This window comes from Afipia sp. MLSD5-FHT05B12, from assembly GCF_058793355.1.
The window spans coordinates 84,694-103,746 of record NZ_JBXAFS010000002.1; the positions used below are offsets into that span (position 1 = coordinate 84,694).

The window sequence follows — 19,053 nt, forward strand, 5'->3', positions numbered from 1 at the left end:
ATGCAACAAGATGAAAGTGGAGGCTTCTGTTGCCAGGTGCCTCCGAACCCCGCCTAGAGGGGCTTAATCCCCTAGGACTTTAGACTTGGTTTTTCAAACTGCGTTACGCAGCCTGAGCAACCGGAGCATAGTTGTCGTTTGCAACTATTGCATAGCCCGATAACGGCGGAACCATACCGAGAAAAAGCGAGCCCTTTACGCCCTCGTCGATCCTGTTTCGCCCCCGCCGAAACCTGCCCGTTCAGGCCGGGAAATCCGGGTTTTGGTGGAGGCGCCGGGTGCTGCCCCCGGGTCCGAATGGTTTATTGCGACGGCCGTTTATTTCCATAGCCGGCGAACCGGCACCCTCAATATAGGGGGCAAACCCTGACGACAAAAGGCCTCGTTTCCGCTTTCGGCACCAGGTTCGCGCGGGCCGTCCGATCCGCGTCCAGCGCATGCGCGCCGCACCGGAATATCGTTTGGCCGCCGTGAGGAGCCATTCTAAATCGGGCCATGCCTCAAGACACCGCTCCGGCGATTCCCGAAACCGCTGATGCATTGACGCCGGAGCGTCCGGGCTTGCTCGAGCTGTTCGTGGCGTTCGCCAGGATGTCGCTCGCGGGCTTTGGCGGGGTGCTGGTGTGGGCGCGGCGCGCCATCGTCGATCAGCACCGCTGGATGACGCCCGACGAGTTCAATGAAGCCTTCGCGCTCTGCCATTTCCTGCCGGGCCCAAACATCGTCAATCTGTCCGTGGTGTTCGGTGCTCGCTTCCGCGGCATTCCGGGAAGCATCGCCGCCTTTTTCGGGCTGGTTGGCCCGCCTGTGGTGATTGTCACCGTGCTGGCCGCAATCTACGCGCGCTACGGAGAGATTCCGGCGTTGCAACGCACACTGGCGGGTGTGTCTTGCGCTGCGGTCGGGCTATTCCTTGCGGTCATCCTGCGCATGATGATGCCGCTGCTGAAGAAACGCGACCCCATCGCGCTTGCGTTGCTCGTCGCAGTTTTTATTGCCATCGGATTGTTGCGGCTGCCGCTGGTAGCGGTTCTGCTGACCGCAATCCCGCTCAGCATCGCCGTGACATTCCTGATGCGAAAGCGGGGGGGTTCGTGAACTCGCCCGCGGGGACGCTTCTGACGATGGCGTGGACGTTCGGTCTGATGTCGCTGCTCGCCATCGGCGGCGCCAATTCCACGATTCCGGAAATGCATCGGGTCGCCGTGGATGTGCAACACTGGATGTCGAATACGCAGTTCGCGGACATGTTTGCGATCTCGCAATTGTCGCCGGGGCCGAATGTCCTGATCGTGACGCTGATCGGATACCATGTGGCCGGGATCGCGGGCGCACTGGTTGCCACATTCGCAATGTGTGGTCCGTCCGCGGTCTTTGCCTATTTCGTCAGCAGCATGCTGACGCGTTCGAGCCAATCGATCTGGCCTGCGATCCTTCAGGCCGCGCTGGTTCCGATCTCGATCGGGCTGATGTGCGCCAGCGGCTTCATTCTCGCGTTAACGACTGGCGGCACGTGGGTCGGGGCGGTCGTTATTGCCGGCGCGGCGGCGCTTGCATTGGCGACCCGGCTCAACCCGCTGTGGATGCTGACTGTCGGCGGCATTCTCGGTTTTGCTGGCGTCGTCTGACGAAAATCGATAAGCAAAGGGCGCGAGGGGACTGCCTGCGCTACAAGAATAGACCGGGCTCAAGCCTGTGATTGAGGGGGATGTCGATGAGTGAAGCGCCAGATAGCGCTGCGGGAAAACCCGCGCCGGGACCTATCAAAGGACCGCAGGACTTCTACGGCGGCCTGGCGCTGATGGCGATTGCGCTGTTCGCTCTGTGGGCATCCAGCGATCTTCAGGGCATGCGGGGATTTTCATTCGGCCCCGGCACCGCGCCGCGCATGTTCGCCTATCTGCTGCTGGCGCTCGGTGCAGGCGTCGCCCTTACCGGCTTCCTGATGGAAGGGCCGCCGCTGCAACGCTACGGCATTCGCGGGCCCGTCTTCGTGACGCTGGCGATCCTGGCTTTCGCAGTTGCTATTCGTCCCCTCGGTCTGATCGTCTCGTCCTTCGTGAGCTTCATGATCGCGGCGATGGGGTCCGACGAGACGAAGTGGAAGGAAGCCGTCATCGTTGGAATATGTCTGACAATCGGCTGCGCCCTGCTGTTCCCGTATGCGCTCGGGCTTCCGCTCGATCTCTTCCCACGCATTCTGCGCTGAGGGCGTCATGGATATTTTTGCAAATCTCGCGCTTGGCTTCGGCGTCGCGTTCTCACCCGTCAATCTCGGTCTCTGTCTGATCGGCGCGCTGGTCGGCACGCTGGTCGGAGTGCTGCCGGGAATCGGCACCATCGCCACGGTGGCGATGCTGCTGCCGATCACGTTCGGACTGCCGCCCGTCGGCGCGCTCATCATGCTTGCCGGCATTTATTACGGTGCGCAGTATGGCGGCTCGACCACGTCAATCCTGGTCAACATTCCCGGCGAAGCCGGCTCGGTGGTGACGGCGCTCGATGGCTTCCAGATGGCCAAGCAGGGCCGCGCCGGTCCGGCACTGGCGATCGCGGCCATCGGCTCGTTCTTCGCGGGCTGCGTCGCGACGGTTCTCATCGCATTGCTCGGCGCGCCGCTGACCAAGCTCGCGCTGGCGTTCGGCCCCGCCGAGTACTTCTCGCTGATGGTACTCGGCCTGATCTTTGCCGTGGTGCTCGCGAAGGGTTCGGTACTCAAGGCCATCGCGATGATTGCATTCGGCGTGCTGCTGTCGATGGTCGGGTCCGACATCGAGACCGGCGCGTCGCGCATGTCGTTCAATATTCCGGAACTCGCCGACGGTCTCGGCTTCGCGACCGTGGCGATGGGCCTGTTCGGTTTCGCCGAGATCATTCGCAATCTCGATCACGGCGCGTCGATGGAGCGCAGTCTGGTTCAGCAGAAGATCTCCGGTCTGATGCCGACCAAGAAGGACATCAAGGATTCGACGCCTGCGATTCTGCGCGGCACGGTGCTGGGGTCGATCCTCGGCATCCTGCCGGGCGGCGGTGCGGTGATCGCGTCGTTCGCGGCCTACACCTTCGAGAAGAAGATATCGAAACACCCTCAACGCTTCGGCCGCGGTGCGATCGAAGGCGTGGCTGCGCCGGAAAGCGCCAACAACGCCGCGGCGCAGACCTCGTTCATCCCGCTGCTGACGCTCGGTATCCCGCCCAACGCGGTGATGGCGCTGATGGTGGGCGCGATGACCATTCACGGCATCGTTCCCGGCCCTCAGGTGATGCAGAAGCAGCCCGAGCTGGTCTGGGGCATGATTGCCTCGATGTGGATCGGCAACCTGATGCTGCTGGTCATCAACCTGCCGCTGGTCGGCATCTGGGTGCGATTGCTGCGGGTGCCTTACCGGCTGCTGTTCCCGTGCATCGTCATCTTCTGCGCCATCGGCATCTACTCGGTGAACAACGCGCCGATGGACGTGGTTCTGACGGCCGCTTTCGGCCTCGTCGGCTACTGGCTGGTGAAGCATGATTTCGAGCCGGCACCCATGCTGCTTGGCATGGTCCTCGGTCCGTTGATGGAAGAGAACCTCCGCCGCGCCCTGCTGATCTCGCGCGGCGACTGGTCGGTCTTCCTGACCCGTCCGTTGTCCGCGACCCTGATGGCGATCGCAGCATTCCTGCTGATACTGTCGCTGTTGCCGGCGCTACGAAAGAAGCGCGACGAGGTGTTCGTGGAGTCCGAGAACTGACTGTAGAGGCGTGGCGTTGAGCCGCGTCTCTTCGCCTCTTTTAGATATCAAGTTGAATGGACTCGTCCAACCCTGTGATGCTGAGACTGCGGGCGGGACTTAATCGATCAATAACATTCGGGAGAGCGTTATGAATTTGCTTAAACGTATGCTCGCGACGTGCGGGCTTTCGGTTCTGGCCGCGGCCGGCCTGGCCGCTGCGCCCGCTCAGGCGCAGGACTATCCGACGCGCAACATCACGATGATCGTTCCGTTCGCGGCCGGTGGCCCGACCGACGTCATCGCCCGCATCGTGACCGGCCATATGCAGCAGACGCTCGGCCAGTCGATCATCATCGAAAACGTGGTTGGTGCCGGTGGCACCACTGCGTCGACCCGCGCCTCGAAGGCCGCGCCGGATGGTTACACGCTCATCACCGGCCACATGGGCACGCACGCCGCGTCGGTGCCGCTGTATCCGAAGTTGGCCTATCACCCGTCCAAGGATTTCGAGCCTGTCGGCCTGATCGCCGGCACGCCGATCCTGATCCTGGCGCGCAAGGATTTCCCGGCGAAGGATCTCAAGGAATTCGTGGCTTATCTGAAGGCCAACACCGACAAGCTCAATGAGGCTCACGCGGGCGTCGGTTCGGTGTCCTACTCCTCGTGCCAGCTTCTGGACGCGGTGCTGAAGATCAGCCCGACCGGCGTTCCGTTCAACGGCACCGGGCCGGCGATGAATGCGCTGGTTGGCGGCCAGGTCGATTACATGTGCGACCAGATCGTCAACGCCGTGCCGCAGGTCAAGGGTGGCACCATCAAGGCCTATGCGGTGGCGACTCCGGAGCGCAACCCGTCGCTGCCGGACGTCCCGACCACTGCGGAAGCCGGCCTGCCCGACTATCAGGCACAGGCATGGAACGCGATCTTCGCGCCGAAGGGCACTCCGGCTCCGGTCGTTGCCAAGCTGAACGCCGCGCTTGTGAAGGCGCTGGACGACCCGGGCGTTCAAAAGCGGCTGCTGGACCTTGGCAGCGTGATCCCGAAACCTGCCGAGCGCACGCCGGAATCGCTGAAGAAGCTGGTCGACAGCGAAATCACCAAGTGGTCCGGAGTGCTGAAGCCGCTCTCCAACTGAGATTTGGCCGAAATAACCTGAGTTTAGCAGGGGCGGGACGCAGGTTCCGCCCCTTGTCTTTTATGGCTTGGAGCATGATCTTTTGAAAGCCGGTTTCCGCTTTTCCGGATCATGCGCCTGAGCCGCGGGAGGTCACTTTTCGGGGTATAATTACCGGGCGGGAATCAGATCGCCGCAGACGCGAACCGGATTGCACGGCTAGATAAACCCATGAACCAGTATCACGACCTGCTCGAGCGGATTCTCAGCGACGGCGCGGAAAAGACCGACCGCACCGGCACCGGGACCTTGTCCGTGTTCGGCCATCAGATGCGTTTCAATCTGGCATCGGGTTTTCCGATGCTGACCACCAAGAAGCTGCCGCTGAAATCCATTGTGCATGAGCTGCTGTGGTTTCTCGCCGGCGACACCAACATCAAATACCTGAAGGACCACGGCGTCTCGATCTGGGATGAATGGGCGGATGCCAACGGCGATCTCGGCCCGGTTTACGGATCGCAGTGGCGCTCGTGGCCCGCGCCGGACGGCCGCAGCATTGACCAGATTTCAAATCTGATCGAGATGATCCGCAAGAATCCCGACTCGCGCCGCCTGATCGTCAGCGCGTGGAATCCCGCCGACGTCGACAAGATGGCGCTGCCGCCATGCCATTGCCTGTTTCAGTTCTATGTCGCTAACGGGAAGTTGTCCTGCCAGCTCTATCAGCGTTCGGCGGATGTGTTCCTCGGCGTGCCGTTCAACATCGCGTCCTACGCGCTGCTGACGATGATGGTGGCGCAAGTGACCGGGCTGAAGCCCGGCGACTTCGTGCATTCGCTCGGCGATGCACATCTTTACTCGAACCATCTCGATCAGGCGCGGCTGCAGCTCACGCGCCTGACGCGCCCGCTGCCGGTCATGAAGATCAATCCTGACGTGAAGGATATCTTCTCGTTCCGCTACGAGGACTTCAAACTCGAGAATTACGATCCGCATCCGCATATCAAGGCCGAGGTCGCGGTGTGAACGCGCCGACGGCTTCACGTCCACAGATCGTCTTCGTTGTTGCTGTCGCTGAAAACGGCGTCATCGGCCGCGACAATGCGATGCCGTGGCATCTCAGATCCGATCTCAAGCGCCTCAAGGCGATCACGCTGGGGCGGCCTGTCATCATGGGCCGCAGGACGTTCGCCTCGATCGGCCGGCCGCTGCCGGGACGCACCAACATTGTTGTAACCCGCGACAAGGCTTTTCAGGCGCCGGGCATCGTCGTCGCGCCGTCGCTTGATGCCGCGCACGACATTGCGCTGGGCGATGCGCTGCGGCGTTTCGTCACTGAGATCATGGTGATTGGCGGGGCCGAGATTTTTGCGCAATGGCTGACGAAAGCCGACCGGCTGGAAATCACCGAGGTGCATGCGGCGCCGGAAGGCGACACGTTCCTGAAGCCGGTTGATCTCGCGGAATGGCGGGAAACGGCAAGAACCCGCCATTCGAAGGCCGAGGGAGATACGGTCGATTTCTCCTACGTCACATATGAAAGACGGCGCTAGGACCTGCGATGCAAAGTGCCGCAGAGTGCAGCATTAACTCCGTTTCGCGATGTTTGCATTGACAAATTTGCCCCGGATCATAGCTCTAACCAGTGTCCTGAATCTGACGTTCGCCTTGTTTCGCAGCATCGTCTGTAGCGAACGTCGGATTCTAAAGGACACTGGAAATTATAATTGCTAGTGGCCCTTTGGTTCTGACATTCGCAGAGGGGCTGCTGAGACGGGATGCGAATGTCAAAACCGGGCCACTAGTGGCAACGGTCCCGCGTTGTAAGGACCGGGCGCGTCCCCTATAAGGCCCCAAGAGTTTGCGGAGCGTCAGCTCCGCGCGGAGGAGATCGACGATGCCGTGGAAGAATCAAGGCGGAGGCCCCTGGGGCTCCGGTCCGAAAGGTCCCTGGGGCTCCGGACCGCAATCGCCAGGACCGAGGCCGCCCGATCTTGAGGACCTTCTGCGCCGCGGGCAGGACAAGCTTCAGACCATGCTGCCGGGAGGAAACTTCAGCGGCATGGGCATTGCGCTGATCCTCGTCGGCGCGTTGGCGGTCTGGGGATTGTCCGGCTTCTTCCGCGTGCAGTCGGAAGAACTCGGTGTGGTACTGCGCTTCGGCAAGCACGTGCGCACGGTTCAGCCCGGTCTGAACTATCATCTGCCTTATCCGATCGAGACCGTGCTGCTGCCGAAGGCGCTGCGCGTTTCGACACTCAGCATCGGCATGCGCGTCGTCGACGACTCGCGCCGTGGCGGGGGCACCACCATTCGCGACGTTCCCGAGGAAAGCCTGATGCTGACCGGCGACGAAAATATCGTCGACGTGGACTTCACCGTGCTGTGGCGCATCAAGCCCGACGGCGTCGGCGACTTCCTGTTCAACATCCAGAATCCGGAAGGCACCGTGAAGGCCGTGGCCGAAAGCGCGATGCGCGACATCATCGGCCGCTCACAGATCCAGCCGATCCTCACAGGTGCGCGCACGCAAACGGAAGCCGCGGTGCTTGAGCTGATGCAGAAGACGCTCGACAGCTACGGTTCGGGTATCCTGATTCAGCAGGTGCAAATGCAGAAGGTCGATCCGCCGTCGCAGGTGATCGATGCGTTCCGCGACGTGCAGGCGGCACGCGCCGACTTCGAGCGTTTGCAGAACGAAGCGCAGACCTATGCCAACCGCATCGTTCCCGATGCACGCGGCCGCGCCGCGCAGATCCTGCAAGTCGCTGAAGGCTACAAGGAGCAGGCTGTTGCCGAGGCCAAGGGCCAGAGCGCGCGCTTCCTGAAGGTTTACGAGGAATACAAGAAGGCGCCGGACGTCACGCGGCAGCGCATCTATCTGGAAACGATGGAGCGGGTTCTCGGTGGAGCCGACAAGCTCGTGCTCGATCAGGGCGCGAATGGCTCTGCGCCGGGCGTCGTGCCTTATCTGCCATTGAACGAGATCGGACGCCGCACGACACCGGCTGCGCCGCAACAGGGCGGGAGCAACCGATGAAAAACGGCATCGCAGGTATCGTTTCCCTTTTCGTTCTGCTGGTCGCCGCCGTCGTCGGCTACAGTTCGCTGTTCACGGTGAGCGAAACGCAGCAGGTTCTGCTTGTGCGTCTCGGTGAGCCGGTGCGCGTGGTAACGACGCCGGGCCTGAACTTCAAGGTGCCGTTCATCGACACCGTCATCAGCATCGACAAGCGTATTCTCGATCTGGAAAATCCGGCACAGGAAGTGATCGCGTCGGACCAGAAGCGTCTCGTCGTTGACGCCTTCGCACGCTATCGGATCAAGGATCCGCTGCGGTTCTATCAGACCCTCGGGTCGATCCAGGCCGCCAACATCCAGCTCACGACATTGCTGAACGCTGCGATGCGCCGCGTGCTCGGCGAGGTGACGTTTATCAACGTGGTGCGTGATGAACGCGATGTGCTGATGAACAGAATCCAGAAACAGCTCGATCGCGAAACCACCAGCTACGGCATTTCGGTCGTTGACGTCCGCATTCGCCGTGCCGACCTGCCGGAGCAGAACAGCCAGGCGGTCTATCAGCGCATGCAGACCGAGCGTCAGCGCGAAGCGGCCGAGTTCCGCGCGCAGGGCGGCCAGAAGGCGCAGGAAATCCGCTCGCGGGCCGATCGTGAAGCCACCGTCATTATCGCCGATGCCAATTCGCAGGCCGAGCAGGTCCGCGGTGAAGGCGACGGTGAGCGCAACCGGCTGTTTGCCGAGGCCTACGGCAAGGATGCGGACTTCTTCGCGTTCTATCGTTCGATGACGGCTTACGAGAACAGCATGAAGAGCAACGACACGCGCTTCCTGTTGCGTCCGGACTCCGAGTTCTTCCGCTACTTCGCCAACCCGGCGGGCAAGCCTTCCGCCGCTGCCGGTTCCGCGCGTTAATATGCGGCGCGGGGAAAAGGATCGGGCAGGAGTCGTCTTCGGATGAAGTCGATCGGATACGGTGACCTCCTTGTCGGGGTCGGAGTTATGCTGGTTCTGGAGGGCTTGCTGTTCACGGCGCTCCCGAACTGGATGCGTTCGGCGATGAAAAGCGCGCTATCCTCGCCGGACAACATCCTGCGCGCCGTCGGACTTGTCTCGGCGGTGGCGGGCCTCATCCTGATCTGGCTGGTGCGGCACTAGGGTCGCGTTTCCACCTCATGCCTCAATACGAAAGCCGGCTTTTGCGTTATGCTGACGCTGGCGCGGAGGCCGGGCGCAGCCTCGCAGGCGCAAGGCCGGGTTTTCGCCTTAATCTAAGAGTTGATCGCTTGAATCACGCGCAATGGTGGCGCTTGCGCACCCATCGTTTTCAGGCGCAATCTGGATGCAAATGATCCGCCCCTTTTCAGGAGACTTTTCGACCATGTCCGATGCGTTTCAAGCATTGAGTCGCCGCCTGTTGCCGCTCGCCGCGGCTGTCGGCTTCGCCATCGTTGCGACGCCTGCGCTGGCCCGTGGACCGGATGGCATCGCCGACGTCGCGGAGAAGGTGATCGACGCGGTCGTCAACATTTCCACCTCGCAGACCGTCGACGCCAAGAACACCGACAACGAGAAGGGCAGCGACGAGCGCGGCAACAAGCGCGGGGCCAATCCGCAACTGCCGCCGGACTCGCCGTTCAGCGAGTTCTTCGACGAGTTCTTCAAGAACCGCCGTGGCGGCCCGGATTCCAGAGGCAACTCGCCGCGCAAGGTCAACTCGCTCGGCTCCGGCTTCATCATCGATACCGACGGCACCGTGGTGACCAACAATCACGTGATCGCCGACGCCGACGAGATCAACGTCATTCTCAACGACGGCACCAAGATCAAGGCCGAACTGATCGGCCGGGACAAGAAGAGCGATCTTGCCGTCCTGAAGTTCACTCCGCCCGAGAAGAAGATCACCGCGGTGAAGTTTGGTAATTCCGACAGCCTGCGTCTCGGCGAGTGGGTGATTGCCATCGGCAACCCGTTCAGCCTCGGCGGTACGGTCACGGCCGGCATCGTCTCGGCGCGCAACCGCGATATCAACTCCGGGCCGTATGACAACTACATCCAGACCGACGCGGCGATCAATCGCGGCAACTCCGGCGGCCCGCTGTTCAATCTCGATGGCGAGGTCATTGGCGTGAACACCGCGATCATCTCGCCGTCCGGTGGTTCGATCGGCATCGGCTTCGCCGTGCCGTCGAAGACCGTTGTCGCGGTGGTCGATCAGTTGCGCCAGTTCAAGGAAGTGCGCCGCGGCTGGCTCGGTGTCCGGATCCAGCAGGTCACCGACGAAATCGCCGAAAGCCTCAGCATCAAGCCTGCGCGCGGCGCGCTGATCGCCGGCGTGGATGACAAGGGCCCCGCCAAGCCCGCCGGCATCGAGCCCGGTGACGTCGTCGTCAAGTTCGACGGCAAGGACATCAAGGAAATGAAGGATCTTCCGCGCGCCGTCGCCGACTCACCGGTCGGCAAGGCCGTGGATGTCGTCATCATCCGCAAGGGCAAGGAAGAGACCAGGAAGGTGACCCTCGGCCGTCTCGACGATGGCGAGAAGCCGGTCGAAGCCTCTGCCAAGACCACCAGCCCGGTCGAGGCCGAGAAGCCGGTGACGCAAAAGGCGCTGGGTCTCGATCTCGCCGGTCTCAGCAAGGATCTGCGGACGCGCTACAAGATCAAGGACAGCGTCAAGGGCGTGATCGTCACCGGCGTCGACGATGGATCCGATGCCGCCGAAAAGCGGCTCAGCGCGGGCGACGTCATCGTCGAGGTCGCGCAGGAGGCGGTGACGAATGCCGCCGACGTCAAGAAGCGGATCGATCAGTTGAAGAAGGACGGCAAGAAGTCCGTGCTGCTGCTGGTGTCCAATGGCAGCGGTGAATTGCGCTTCGTCGCGCTGACGGTGAAGTAACGCGTCAGATCACCAGGACAATCAAAAATGCCCGGCATGCGCCGGGCATTTTCGTTTGCGACAGCGGCGGGCCACAGACAACGTCAGCCCGCAACGAACCCGCTGCGTTTGTTCCCTTGCATGTAAAGCGAGCGTAGCCCGGATGAAGCGGGACAGCGCCACACACGCGATGTCGTCCCCGCGAAAGCGGGGACCCATAACCACCGTCCTCGCTGAGAATCAGGGAAAGAGTTGACCCGCTATCGCGACAGCATCGATCGCTCAGGGAGTATGGGTCCCCGCTTTCGCGGGGATGACGCGATACTTGACATTCCTTCACATAGGAATATATTCTTGTCGTCTTGGTCGTGAGGGGCGCTTCTCGAGGGCGCTTGTGAAGCGGAGCAGGATGCGGCGCCTGCGCGCACGGTTCGCACCCGTGTCGTCCGGGAGGCTGGGGTCAGCGACCGGGCCAACTACGTGGCTCTGCCTTCAATGGCTGGACGCGGACAGGCACGAACGCGGCGAAAGCCGCCGGATCGGGGCGTGAAAGCGTCCGTCCTGTCCCGGAAGCACGCTCCCCTCGCCAAAAATCGCCGCCAAATAGCAGTCAAGCTTGCGCAGACTGCGCAAACCTGACTGTGGAGCGCCGTGAGGCGACGCGCTTCCCTTTTCGCAGAGGGAAGCGAGACAACACATTTGCGCCTCGCGGCGCTCCATGCCCCTCGTTAGGGGCGCGAACGAGGCAGGCCTCGCGCGCGCTGTGAGGGGCGAGACTAAAAGCTCACCTCGCGCAGTGCGCGAGAACGATCGCGCGTGCGCAAATGAAGTGGCTGTTTGAAAACTGAATCTGAATGGAGTGCGTGATGCCCGACATCTCCCTCCCCCTCCGTGGGGAGGGTCGGCCGAGCGAAGCGGAGGCCGGGGTGGGGGTCAATTGCAACGCCTTAGGCTCCCCCACCCGGCACGTTGTTCGCTTTGCTCACAACGCGCCACCCTCCCCACAAGGGGGAGGGATAAGAACCGCTTGCGCGGGGACGACATGGAGAAAAATCGCGAAGGGTGATGAAGACGCCCGCATAACCAATGTCATGGCCGGACCTGTTGCGGCCATCCCGCCAACGAGAGCGAGACTGAAACTACTCGGCCACAAATTCCGAGCGCTTGTAACCCTGCATATAAAGCAGCGCGGTGAGGTCGCCGTGATCGATCCGCACGCCGGCGGCGGCGGCGACCGCGGGCTTGGCGTGATAGGCAACGCCGGTGCCTGCCTGTTCGATCATGGCGAGATCGTTGGCGCCGTCGCCGACAACCAAGGTGTCCAGATTGTCGAGCTCGAAAGATTCGCGCAGGTCTACCAGCGTCGCGAGCTTCGCCTCGCGGCCCAGGATCGGTTCGGCGACCTGTCCGGTCAGCCTGCCGTCTTCGACCAGCAGCCGGTTGGCGCGGTTTTCCTGGAATCCGATCATCTCGGCAACGCGCTGCGTGAACAGCGTGAAGCCGCCCGAGACGAGGCAGGTATAGGCGCCGTGCGCACGCATGGTGCGGACGAGGGGGATCGCGCCTGGCGTCAGCGTGATGTGGCTCTTGAGAACTTCGTCGACCACCGAGACCGGAAGATTCTTCAGCAGCGCCACGCGCTCGCGCAGCGCGGGTTCGAATTCGATCTCGCCGCGCATGGCGCGCTCGGTGATCGCGGCGACGTGCGCCTTGAGGCCGGCGAAGTCGGCGAGCTCGTCGATGCATTCCTGGCCGATCATGGTTGAATCCATGTCCGCCAGCAGCAGCTTCTTGCGCCGGTCGAGTTGTGGCTGCACGACCATGTCGACGCGGATGTCGCTCATCGCCTCGCGCAGGCGATCTGAAATTGTGCGAATGTCGTCGGTGCTGCTAAAGCGGATGTCGGCGGCGACGCCCTCGAACAGCCAGTCGCCATGTTCGGGCGAGGTCAGCGCGGAGCGGGCGGCATCGATCGCGGTGGAGTCGAGTTCGGGCTCGGCGGGATTGCAGATCAGCGTGGCGACGAGAGACATGACGGCTCGATGTTGAAGGATAATGTAGACGGGAAGGGCGGCACCAAGGCCGTGCTTATCGCAGGGCCGACGGCCAGCGGCAAGTCGGCGCTGGCGCTCGCTCTTGCGGAGGCAACCGGCGGCATCGTCATCAATACGGATTCCATGCAGGTTTATCGCGACTTGCGGATCATCACGGCGCGGCCTTCGCCGGAAGAAGAGGCGCGTGTTCCGCACCGGCTGTACGGATATTACGACGCCGCGGTGAACTGCTCGGCAGGCACGTGGGTGGCGGATGCCGCAGCGGCGCTGGCGGAGGCAAGGACAGCCAGTCGCCTGCCGATCTTCATCGGCGGCACCGGGCTCTACTTCAAGGCGCTGACGCGCGGACTCTCGGCGGTGCCGCCGATCCCGCAGGAGGTGCGTGACGATGTGCGGGCGCGGATGGAACGCGACGGCGTCGAAGCGCTTCACGCGGAGTTGTCTCGCCGCGATCCGGTGTCGGGAGACAAGCTCAAGCCGCGCGACAGCGCGCGTGTCGCGCGGGCGCTGGAGGTGATCGAGGCGACCGGGCGCGCGCTGCCAGACTGGCATCGCGAAGGCCTGCCGCCGCTGCTGGCTGCTGAAGGAATCGTGGCGCTGTTTCTCGCGCCAGACCGCAAGGAGCTTTACGCGCGGATCAATGCGCGCTTCGAGACCATGCTCGAGAAGGGTGCATTGGAAGAGGTCGCGGCGCTGGCGGCGCGCCATCTCGATCCGATGCTGCCGGCAATGAAGGCGCACGGCGTGCCGGCCCTGATCCGGTATCTCGCCGGGGAGATCACCCGCGAGCAGGCGGTGGAGATCGGCCAGACCGATACCCGCCACTACGCCAAGCGGCAGTTCACCTGGTTCAGGCACCAGTTGCCGGAGTTTGAGTGGGTCGCGCCCGATGCGGCGTGGGAATGGCTCACCCATGCACTTTCGCTCTCGCCAAATGCCTGGAAACCGGTAAGCTCGGAACGGCAAGCGCGGGCTTGACTTTCGGCCTGTGGGTCGTATAACCCGCGCAACCTTTGGAAACACTTAAGCGATCATGCGCAATAAAATTACCAGCCTTCTTATTACCGTCGTACCCTGGCGCACCGCTGGGGGTAGCTGACGGCTACCCACGAGAAGGCGGTGTGCGAAGGGTCCCTCTCGGGCCCTTTTTTATTTCGGGCATGACCCTGAAAAGTGTGAAGCGGTTTTCAGATCAGGTCATGCGTTAAGGAAAGCCTCGACCAGAAATCAGCGCCAGCGGCGCCCCGGAGCGAACCATGAGCGACAGCAAGACACACGACCCCAACCAGATGACCGGCGCCGCGATGATCGTCCGCGCGCTCAAGGACCATGGGGTCAAGCACATCTTCGGCTATCCGGGCGGCGCGGTGCTTCCGATTTACGACGAGATTTTCCAGCAGAGCGATGTCGAGCATATTCTGGTGCGGCACGAGCAGGGCGCAGGCCACGCGGCGGAGGGCTACGCGCGCTCCACCGGCCGGCCCGGCGTTGCGCTGGTGACGTCCGGGCCCGGCGCCACCAACATGGTGACGCCGCTGACCGACGCGCTGATGGATTCGATCCCGCTGGTCTGCATCACGGGGCAGGTGCCGACGCATCTGATCGGCAACGACGCGTTCCAGGAATGCGACACCGTCGGCATTACCCGGCCCTGCACCAAGCACAACTGGCTGGTGCGGCGGATCGAGGATTTGCCGCAGGTGCTGCACGAGGCGTTTTATGTCGCGACCACGGGCCGTCCCGGTCCGGTGGTGGTGGACGTGCCGAAAGACGTGCAGTTTGCCACCGGGACCTATCACCCGCCGCGCAAATCGGACGTGCATATTTCCTACAATCCGCGCGTGAAGGGCGATGCCGCGCAAATCCGCAAGGCGGTGGCGCTGCTCGCCTCGGCCAAGCGTCCGATCATCTACAGCGGCGGCGGCGTGATCAATTCCGGCCGGGAAGCCTCGAAGCTGCTGCGCGAGCTCGTCGAGGTCACTGGTTTTCCGATCACCTCGACCCTGATGGGCCTTGGCGCCTATCCGGCATCGGGCAAGAACTGGCTCGGTATGCTCGGCATGCACGGCACCTTTGAGGCCAACATGGCGATGCACGATTGCGACGTCATGCTGTGCGTCGGCGCGCGCTTCGACGACCGCATCACCGGCCGCACCGATGCCTTCTCGCCGAACTCGAAGAAGATCCACATCGATATCGATCCGTCGTCGATCAACAAGAACATCCGTGTCGATGTGCCGATCATCGGCGATGTCGCCAACGTGCTCGGCGACATCCTGACGGTGTTCAAGGCGGAAGCGAAGAAGCCGAAGATCGATCCATGGTGGTTCGAGATCGGGCGCTGGCGCGCGCGCAACTCGCTCGCCTACAAGAAAAACGACGACATCATCCTGCCGCAGTACGCAATCCAGCGGCTGTTCGAGTTGACCAGGAAACACGACACCTACATCACGACCGAAGTCGGCCAGCATCAGATGTGGGCGGCGCAGTTCTTCGGCTTCGAGGAGCCGCACCGCTGGATGACCTCCGGCGGCCTCGGCACCATGGGTTACGGCCTGCCGGCCGCGCTCGGCGTGCAGGTCGCGCATCCGGACAGTCTCGTGATCGATATCGCGGGCGATGCCTCGGTGCAGATGACGATGCAGGAGATGTCGTCGGCGGTTCAGCACGAACTGCCGATCAAGATCTTCATTCTGAACAACCAGTACATGGGCATGGTGCGCCAGTGGCAGCAGCTGCTGCACGGCAACCGGTTGTCGCATTCCTATTCCGAGGCGTTGCCGGATTTCGTGAAACTCGCGGATGCGTTCGGATGCGTCGGACTTCAGGTGACGAAGCCCGGTGATCTCGATGGTGCGATCAACGAGATGATCAAGGTCAAGAAGCCGGTGCTGTTCGATTGCCGCGTCGCCGCGCTGGAAAATTGCTTCCCGATGATTCCGTCGGGCAAGGCCCATAACGAAATGCTGCTTCCGGCGGAAGCAAATGAAGAAGCAACGGCTGCGGCGTTCGCCGGCGGCAAGGCGCTGGTGTGACAATGAAAGCAGATACAATGGAACAGCCTGCATCCGCGTACTTCATGGAGGAGCGTCACGATCCGAACGAGACGCACACGTTGTCCGTGCTCGTGCAGAACGAGCCGGGTGTGCTCGCGCGCGTGATAGGCCTGTTCTCCGGCCGCGGCTACAACATCGACAGTCTCACGGTGTCGGAGACCGAACACGCCAAGCACATGTCGCTGATCACCATCGTCACGACCGGTACGCCGATGGTGATCCAGCAGATCAAGCATCAGCTCGACCGGATGATCCCGGTCTATCGCGTGGTCGATATGACGCTCACCGGCCGCGCCATCGAACGCGAACTTGCGATGGTGAAGGTCAAGGGGACGGGCGATCTGCGGATGGAGGCGCTGCGGCTGTCAGAAGCCTTCCGCGCGCGCGTGATCGACGCCACCACTGAGAGCTTCGTGTTCGAGATCACCGGCGGCACCGCAAAGATCGACCAGTTCATCAACCTGATGATCCCGCTCGGTCTCGTCGAAGTGTCGCGCACTGGCGTTGCTGCCATCTCGCGCGGTCCGGAAAAAATGTAGTCTCGCGCGCATCTTGCCCATGAAACCGATCGATATCGCACTCGCAATTGCGATTGCCGTGGTCTGGGGAGTTGGCTTCGTGCTGACGCGGATCGCGGTCGACGAGATGTCGGCGACGCTGCTGACCACGCTGCGCTTCGGCATCACGGCGCTGCCGTGCCTGTTTCTGCCGCGCCCGAAGCTGTCATGGGGCCTGATCATCGCGATCAGCTGGCTGCTGGTGGCGCAGTTTCTGGCGCAGACCTATGGTCTGGCCCATGGCGTGCCGGCGGGATTGACCGCAGTCATCGTGCAGAGCCAGGCGCTGTTCACGGTGGCTTTTGCGGCCTTTTTCCTTCGCGAATTGCCGACACGGCTTCAGATGCTCGGCATTGCGATTGCAATGTGCGGGCTGCTGCTGATCTGTTTTACGGTCGGCTACGACTTCAGTGTATGGGCATTTTCGGTGTCGATGACTGCGCCGATCTGCTTTGCGGTTTCCAACCTGCTGCTGCGCCGTGCGCAGGACGTATCAATGCTCGACCTGTTCGCATGGATTGGTCTCCTGGCAATGCTGCCGCTGCTTGTGGTTCTGTTCACCGTGGATGGGCCTGCCGTCACATGGCATGCGCTGACGCACATCTCGCTCTTGACGGCGGTGTGCGTGCTGGCGCTGGCGCTGCTTGGGACGACGCTGGGCTATTGGATCTGGGGCCGGCTGCTGCGGAGGTATTCTGCCGCGCAGGTGGTGCCGTTCGCACTGCTGGTGCCTTTCTTCGGTGCGGGTGCGTCGAGCCTCGTTTTCGGCGAGACGTTCGGGACGCTGCGCCTGACCGGCATGATCGTCGTTGTGTTCGGCATTGCCGTCATGTTGCTCTCGCGTCGTCCTCCGCCTCTCGTTGAAGTGGCCTGACCATGATCTCACAGCAACTCGCCATCGCCTTTATCGTCTTTGCCGCCGCGGCGCTGTTCACGCCGGGGCCGAACAACATCATGCTGATGGCGTCGGGACTGAACTACGGATTCCGGCGGACGTTGCCGCATGTCGCGGGCGTCACCCTCGGGTTCTCGTTTCTGGTGGCCGTGATCGGGCTCGGGCTGGGCGCGGTATTCGCGGCCTATCCCGTGCTGCATACGATCCTGAAATATGCGGGCGCGGCCTATCTCATCTACCTGGCGATCATGATTGCGATGTCCGGCCCTGCGGATGCCGACGGCACCGGGGAGGGCAGGCCGATGACGTTTCTCGGCGCGGCGATGTTCCAGTGGGTTAACGTCAAGGGCTGGGTGATCGCGGTGGGCGCGATCACCGCCTATGCCGCCATCGCGGCCTATCCGCTGAACATCGCGGCGCTCTCGATCATGCTGTTCCTGATCGGGCTGGGCTCCTCGCTGACCTGGGTGCTGCTCGGCACCTCGCTGCAAGCGCTGGTAAAATCCCCGCGCGCGGTGCGCATCTTCAACGTCGTCATGGCCCTGCTTTTGCTGGCCTCGCTTTACCCCGTTCTGAAGGAGCCGTGAGCTTACCGCACCGCAGAAATCGGCGTCGCGGGCTTGTCTCGCGGCACCAGCCGCCCTACACAACGGCGGCAATTTATCCGGGCCTCTGGCCCGATCCACCCGAAAACTTTCGATATTTGGCCAATCGGGGCCGCCTGAGAAGGAAAACGAAAATGCGTGTTTATTACGATCGCGATGCCGACCTGAACCTGATCAAGGGCAAGAAGGTGGTCATCGTCGGTTACGGCAGCCAGGGCCATGCCCATGCGCTGAACCTGAAAGATTCCGGCGTGAAGGACGTCGCCATCGCGCTCCGCAAGGGCTCGGCATCTGCCAAGAAGGCTGAAGCCGCCGGTTTCAAGGTGATGGAAGTCGCCGAGGCTGCGAAGTGGGCCGACGTCATGATGATGCTGACGCCGGACGAATTGCAGGGCGACATCTATCGCGATCACCTGCATGACAACATGAAGCAGGGCGCGGCTCTGCTGTTCGCGCACGGCCTCAACGTGCATTTCAATCTGATCGATCCGCGCGCCGACCTCGACGTGTTGATGGTCGCTCCGAAAGGCCCCGGCCACACCGTGCGCTCCGAATACCAGCGCGGCGGCGGCGTGCCGTGCCTGATCGCCATCGCCAAGGATTCGTCCGGCAATGCGCATGACCTCGGCCTGTCCTATGCGTCGGCTATCGGCGGTGGCCGCGCCGGCATCATCGAGACCACGTTCAAGGAAGAATGCGAGACCGATCTGTTCGGTGAGCAGGCTGTTCTCTGCGGCGGCACGGTCGAATTGATCCGCGCCGGATACGAGACGCTGGTGGAAGCCGGCTACGCGCCGGAAATGGCGTACTTCGAGTGCCTGCACGAACTGAAGCTGATCGTCGACCTGATCTATGAAGGCGGCATCGCCAACATGAACTACTCGATCTCCAACACCGCCGAATACGGTGAGTATGTCACCGGCCCGCGCATCATCACCGCCGAGACCAAGGCCGAGATGAAGCGGGTGCTGAACGACATTCAGTCCGGCAAGTTCACCCGCGACTGGATGCTGGAGAACAAGGTTAACCAGGCGTCGTTCAAGGCGACCCGCGCGCGCGCCAACGCGCACGACATCGAAGCGGTCGGCGCCAAGCTCCGCGATATGATGCCGTGGATCAAGAAGGGCGCGCTGGTCGACAAGACCAAGAACTGACCCTCC

Annotated in this window: 18 protein-coding genes and 1 other RNA gene; 17 read left to right on the plus strand and 2 right to left on the minus strand. The window is 62.4% G+C overall.

The genetic code is table 11. The features are described from left to right. Nucleotides 1-15: 15 nt before the first annotated feature. Nucleotides 16-382: a transfer-messenger RNA gene (gene ssrA / locus AC1Q6J_RS02710) on the minus strand. A 113-nt stretch (nt 383-495) separates the two neighbouring features. On the opposite strand from ssrA, the gene AC1Q6J_RS02715 reads away from it, so the two are divergent. The 11 genes from AC1Q6J_RS02715 to AC1Q6J_RS02765 all read left to right on the plus strand — a co-directional run bounded on the left by AC1Q6J_RS02715 (nt 496) and on the right by AC1Q6J_RS02765 (nt 10,747). Beyond that, nucleotides 496-1,098, plus strand: a complete 603-nt coding sequence (locus tag AC1Q6J_RS02715) for a chromate transporter (RefSeq protein WP_492277796.1) — start codon at nt 496-498, stop codon at nt 1,096-1,098. Beyond that, nucleotides 1,095-1,628, plus strand: a complete 534-nt coding sequence (locus AC1Q6J_RS02720) for a chromate transporter (RefSeq protein ID WP_492277797.1) — start codon at nt 1,095-1,097, stop codon at nt 1,626-1,628. The genes AC1Q6J_RS02715 and AC1Q6J_RS02720 overlap by 4 nt, the downstream gene beginning before the upstream one ends. Nucleotides 1,629-1,714: 86 nt before the next feature. After that, a complete protein-coding gene (locus AC1Q6J_RS02725) occupies nt 1,715-2,209 on the plus strand; it encodes a tripartite tricarboxylate transporter TctB family protein (RefSeq protein WP_492277798.1) in 495 nt (164 codons plus the stop codon). A gap of 7 nt (nt 2,210-2,216) precedes the next feature. Continuing rightward, on the plus strand, nt 2,217-3,731 hold the full coding sequence (locus AC1Q6J_RS02730; protein ID WP_492277799.1) for a tripartite tricarboxylate transporter permease: 1,515 nt from the start codon (nt 2,217-2,219) through the stop codon (nt 3,729-3,731). 130 nt (nt 3,732-3,861) lie between these two features. Further along, nucleotides 3,862-4,848, plus strand: a complete 987-nt coding sequence (locus AC1Q6J_RS02735; RefSeq protein WP_492277800.1) for a tripartite tricarboxylate transporter substrate binding protein BugD — start codon at nt 3,862-3,864, stop codon at nt 4,846-4,848. A 210-nt stretch (nt 4,849-5,058) separates the two neighbouring features. Next, nucleotides 5,059-5,853: a thymidylate synthase gene (locus AC1Q6J_RS02740; protein ID WP_492277801.1), complete on the plus strand. Its 795-nt coding sequence runs from the start codon at nt 5,059-5,061 to the stop codon at nt 5,851-5,853. Further along, the gene (locus AC1Q6J_RS02745) at nt 5,850-6,380 is read left to right on the plus strand and encodes a dihydrofolate reductase (RefSeq protein ID WP_492277802.1); all 531 of its coding nucleotides are present in this window, start codon (nt 5,850-5,852) and stop codon (nt 6,378-6,380) included. The genes AC1Q6J_RS02740 and AC1Q6J_RS02745 overlap by 4 nt, the downstream gene beginning before the upstream one ends. A 344-nt stretch (nt 6,381-6,724) precedes the next feature. Then, nucleotides 6,725-7,867 (plus strand): FtsH protease activity modulator HflK, encoded by a 1,143-nt coding sequence (gene hflK, locus AC1Q6J_RS02750; protein WP_492277803.1) that lies wholly within the window; start codon nt 6,725-6,727, stop codon nt 7,865-7,867. Then, nucleotides 7,864-8,763, plus strand: coding sequence for a protease modulator HflC (hflC, locus tag AC1Q6J_RS02755; RefSeq protein WP_492277804.1), 900 nt, complete (start codon nt 7,864-7,866; stop codon nt 8,761-8,763). The genes hflK and hflC overlap by 4 nt, the downstream gene beginning before the upstream one ends. Nucleotides 8,764-8,805: 42 nt before the next feature. Further along, the gene (locus AC1Q6J_RS02760; RefSeq protein ID WP_492277805.1) at nt 8,806-9,006 is read left to right on the plus strand and encodes a DUF2065 domain-containing protein; all 201 of its coding nucleotides are present in this window, start codon (nt 8,806-8,808) and stop codon (nt 9,004-9,006) included. Nucleotides 9,007-9,229: 223 nt separating this feature from the next. Further along, nucleotides 9,230-10,747, plus strand: a complete 1,518-nt coding sequence (locus AC1Q6J_RS02765) for a DegQ family serine endoprotease (protein WP_492277806.1) — start codon at nt 9,230-9,232, stop codon at nt 10,745-10,747. A gap of 1,118 nt (nt 10,748-11,865) precedes the next feature. Here the strand turns inward: AC1Q6J_RS02765 and serB are convergent. Further along, nucleotides 11,866-12,759 (minus strand): phosphoserine phosphatase SerB, encoded by an 894-nt coding sequence (gene serB, locus AC1Q6J_RS02770; RefSeq protein WP_492277807.1) that lies wholly within the window; start codon nt 12,757-12,759, stop codon nt 11,866-11,868. Nucleotides 12,760-12,768: 9 nt separating this feature from the next. Here serB and miaA point away from each other — a divergent pair, with 9 nt between their 5' ends. From miaA to ilvC, 6 genes are all read left to right on the plus strand, one after another. After that, nucleotides 12,769-13,758 (plus strand): tRNA (adenosine(37)-N6)-dimethylallyltransferase MiaA, encoded by a 990-nt coding sequence (gene miaA, locus AC1Q6J_RS02775; protein WP_492277808.1) that lies wholly within the window; start codon nt 12,769-12,771, stop codon nt 13,756-13,758. A gap of 278 nt (nt 13,759-14,036) precedes the next feature. After that, on the plus strand, nt 14,037-15,815 hold the full coding sequence (locus AC1Q6J_RS02780; RefSeq protein WP_492277809.1) for an acetolactate synthase 3 large subunit: 1,779 nt from the start codon (nt 14,037-14,039) through the stop codon (nt 15,813-15,815). Between the two features lie 17 nt (nt 15,816-15,832). After that, nucleotides 15,833-16,375 carry an acetolactate synthase small subunit gene (gene ilvN / locus AC1Q6J_RS02785; protein ID WP_492278148.1) on the plus strand — a complete coding sequence of 181 codons (543 nt, stop codon included), beginning with the start codon at nt 15,833-15,835 and terminating at the stop codon, nt 16,373-16,375. 19 nt (nt 16,376-16,394) lie between these two features. Further along, nucleotides 16,395-17,267: an EamA family transporter gene (locus AC1Q6J_RS02790; RefSeq protein ID WP_492277810.1), complete on the plus strand. Its 873-nt coding sequence runs from the start codon at nt 16,395-16,397 to the stop codon at nt 17,265-17,267. A 2-nt stretch (nt 17,268-17,269) separates the two neighbouring features. After that, nucleotides 17,270-17,875 carry a LysE family translocator gene (locus AC1Q6J_RS02795; protein ID WP_492277811.1) on the plus strand — a complete coding sequence of 202 codons (606 nt, stop codon included), beginning with the start codon at nt 17,270-17,272 and terminating at the stop codon, nt 17,873-17,875. Between the two features lie 152 nt (nt 17,876-18,027). After that, the gene (gene ilvC / locus AC1Q6J_RS02800; RefSeq protein WP_492277812.1) at nt 18,028-19,047 is read left to right on the plus strand and encodes a ketol-acid reductoisomerase; all 1,020 of its coding nucleotides are present in this window, start codon (nt 18,028-18,030) and stop codon (nt 19,045-19,047) included. Nucleotides 19,048-19,053: the final 6 nt, after the last annotated feature.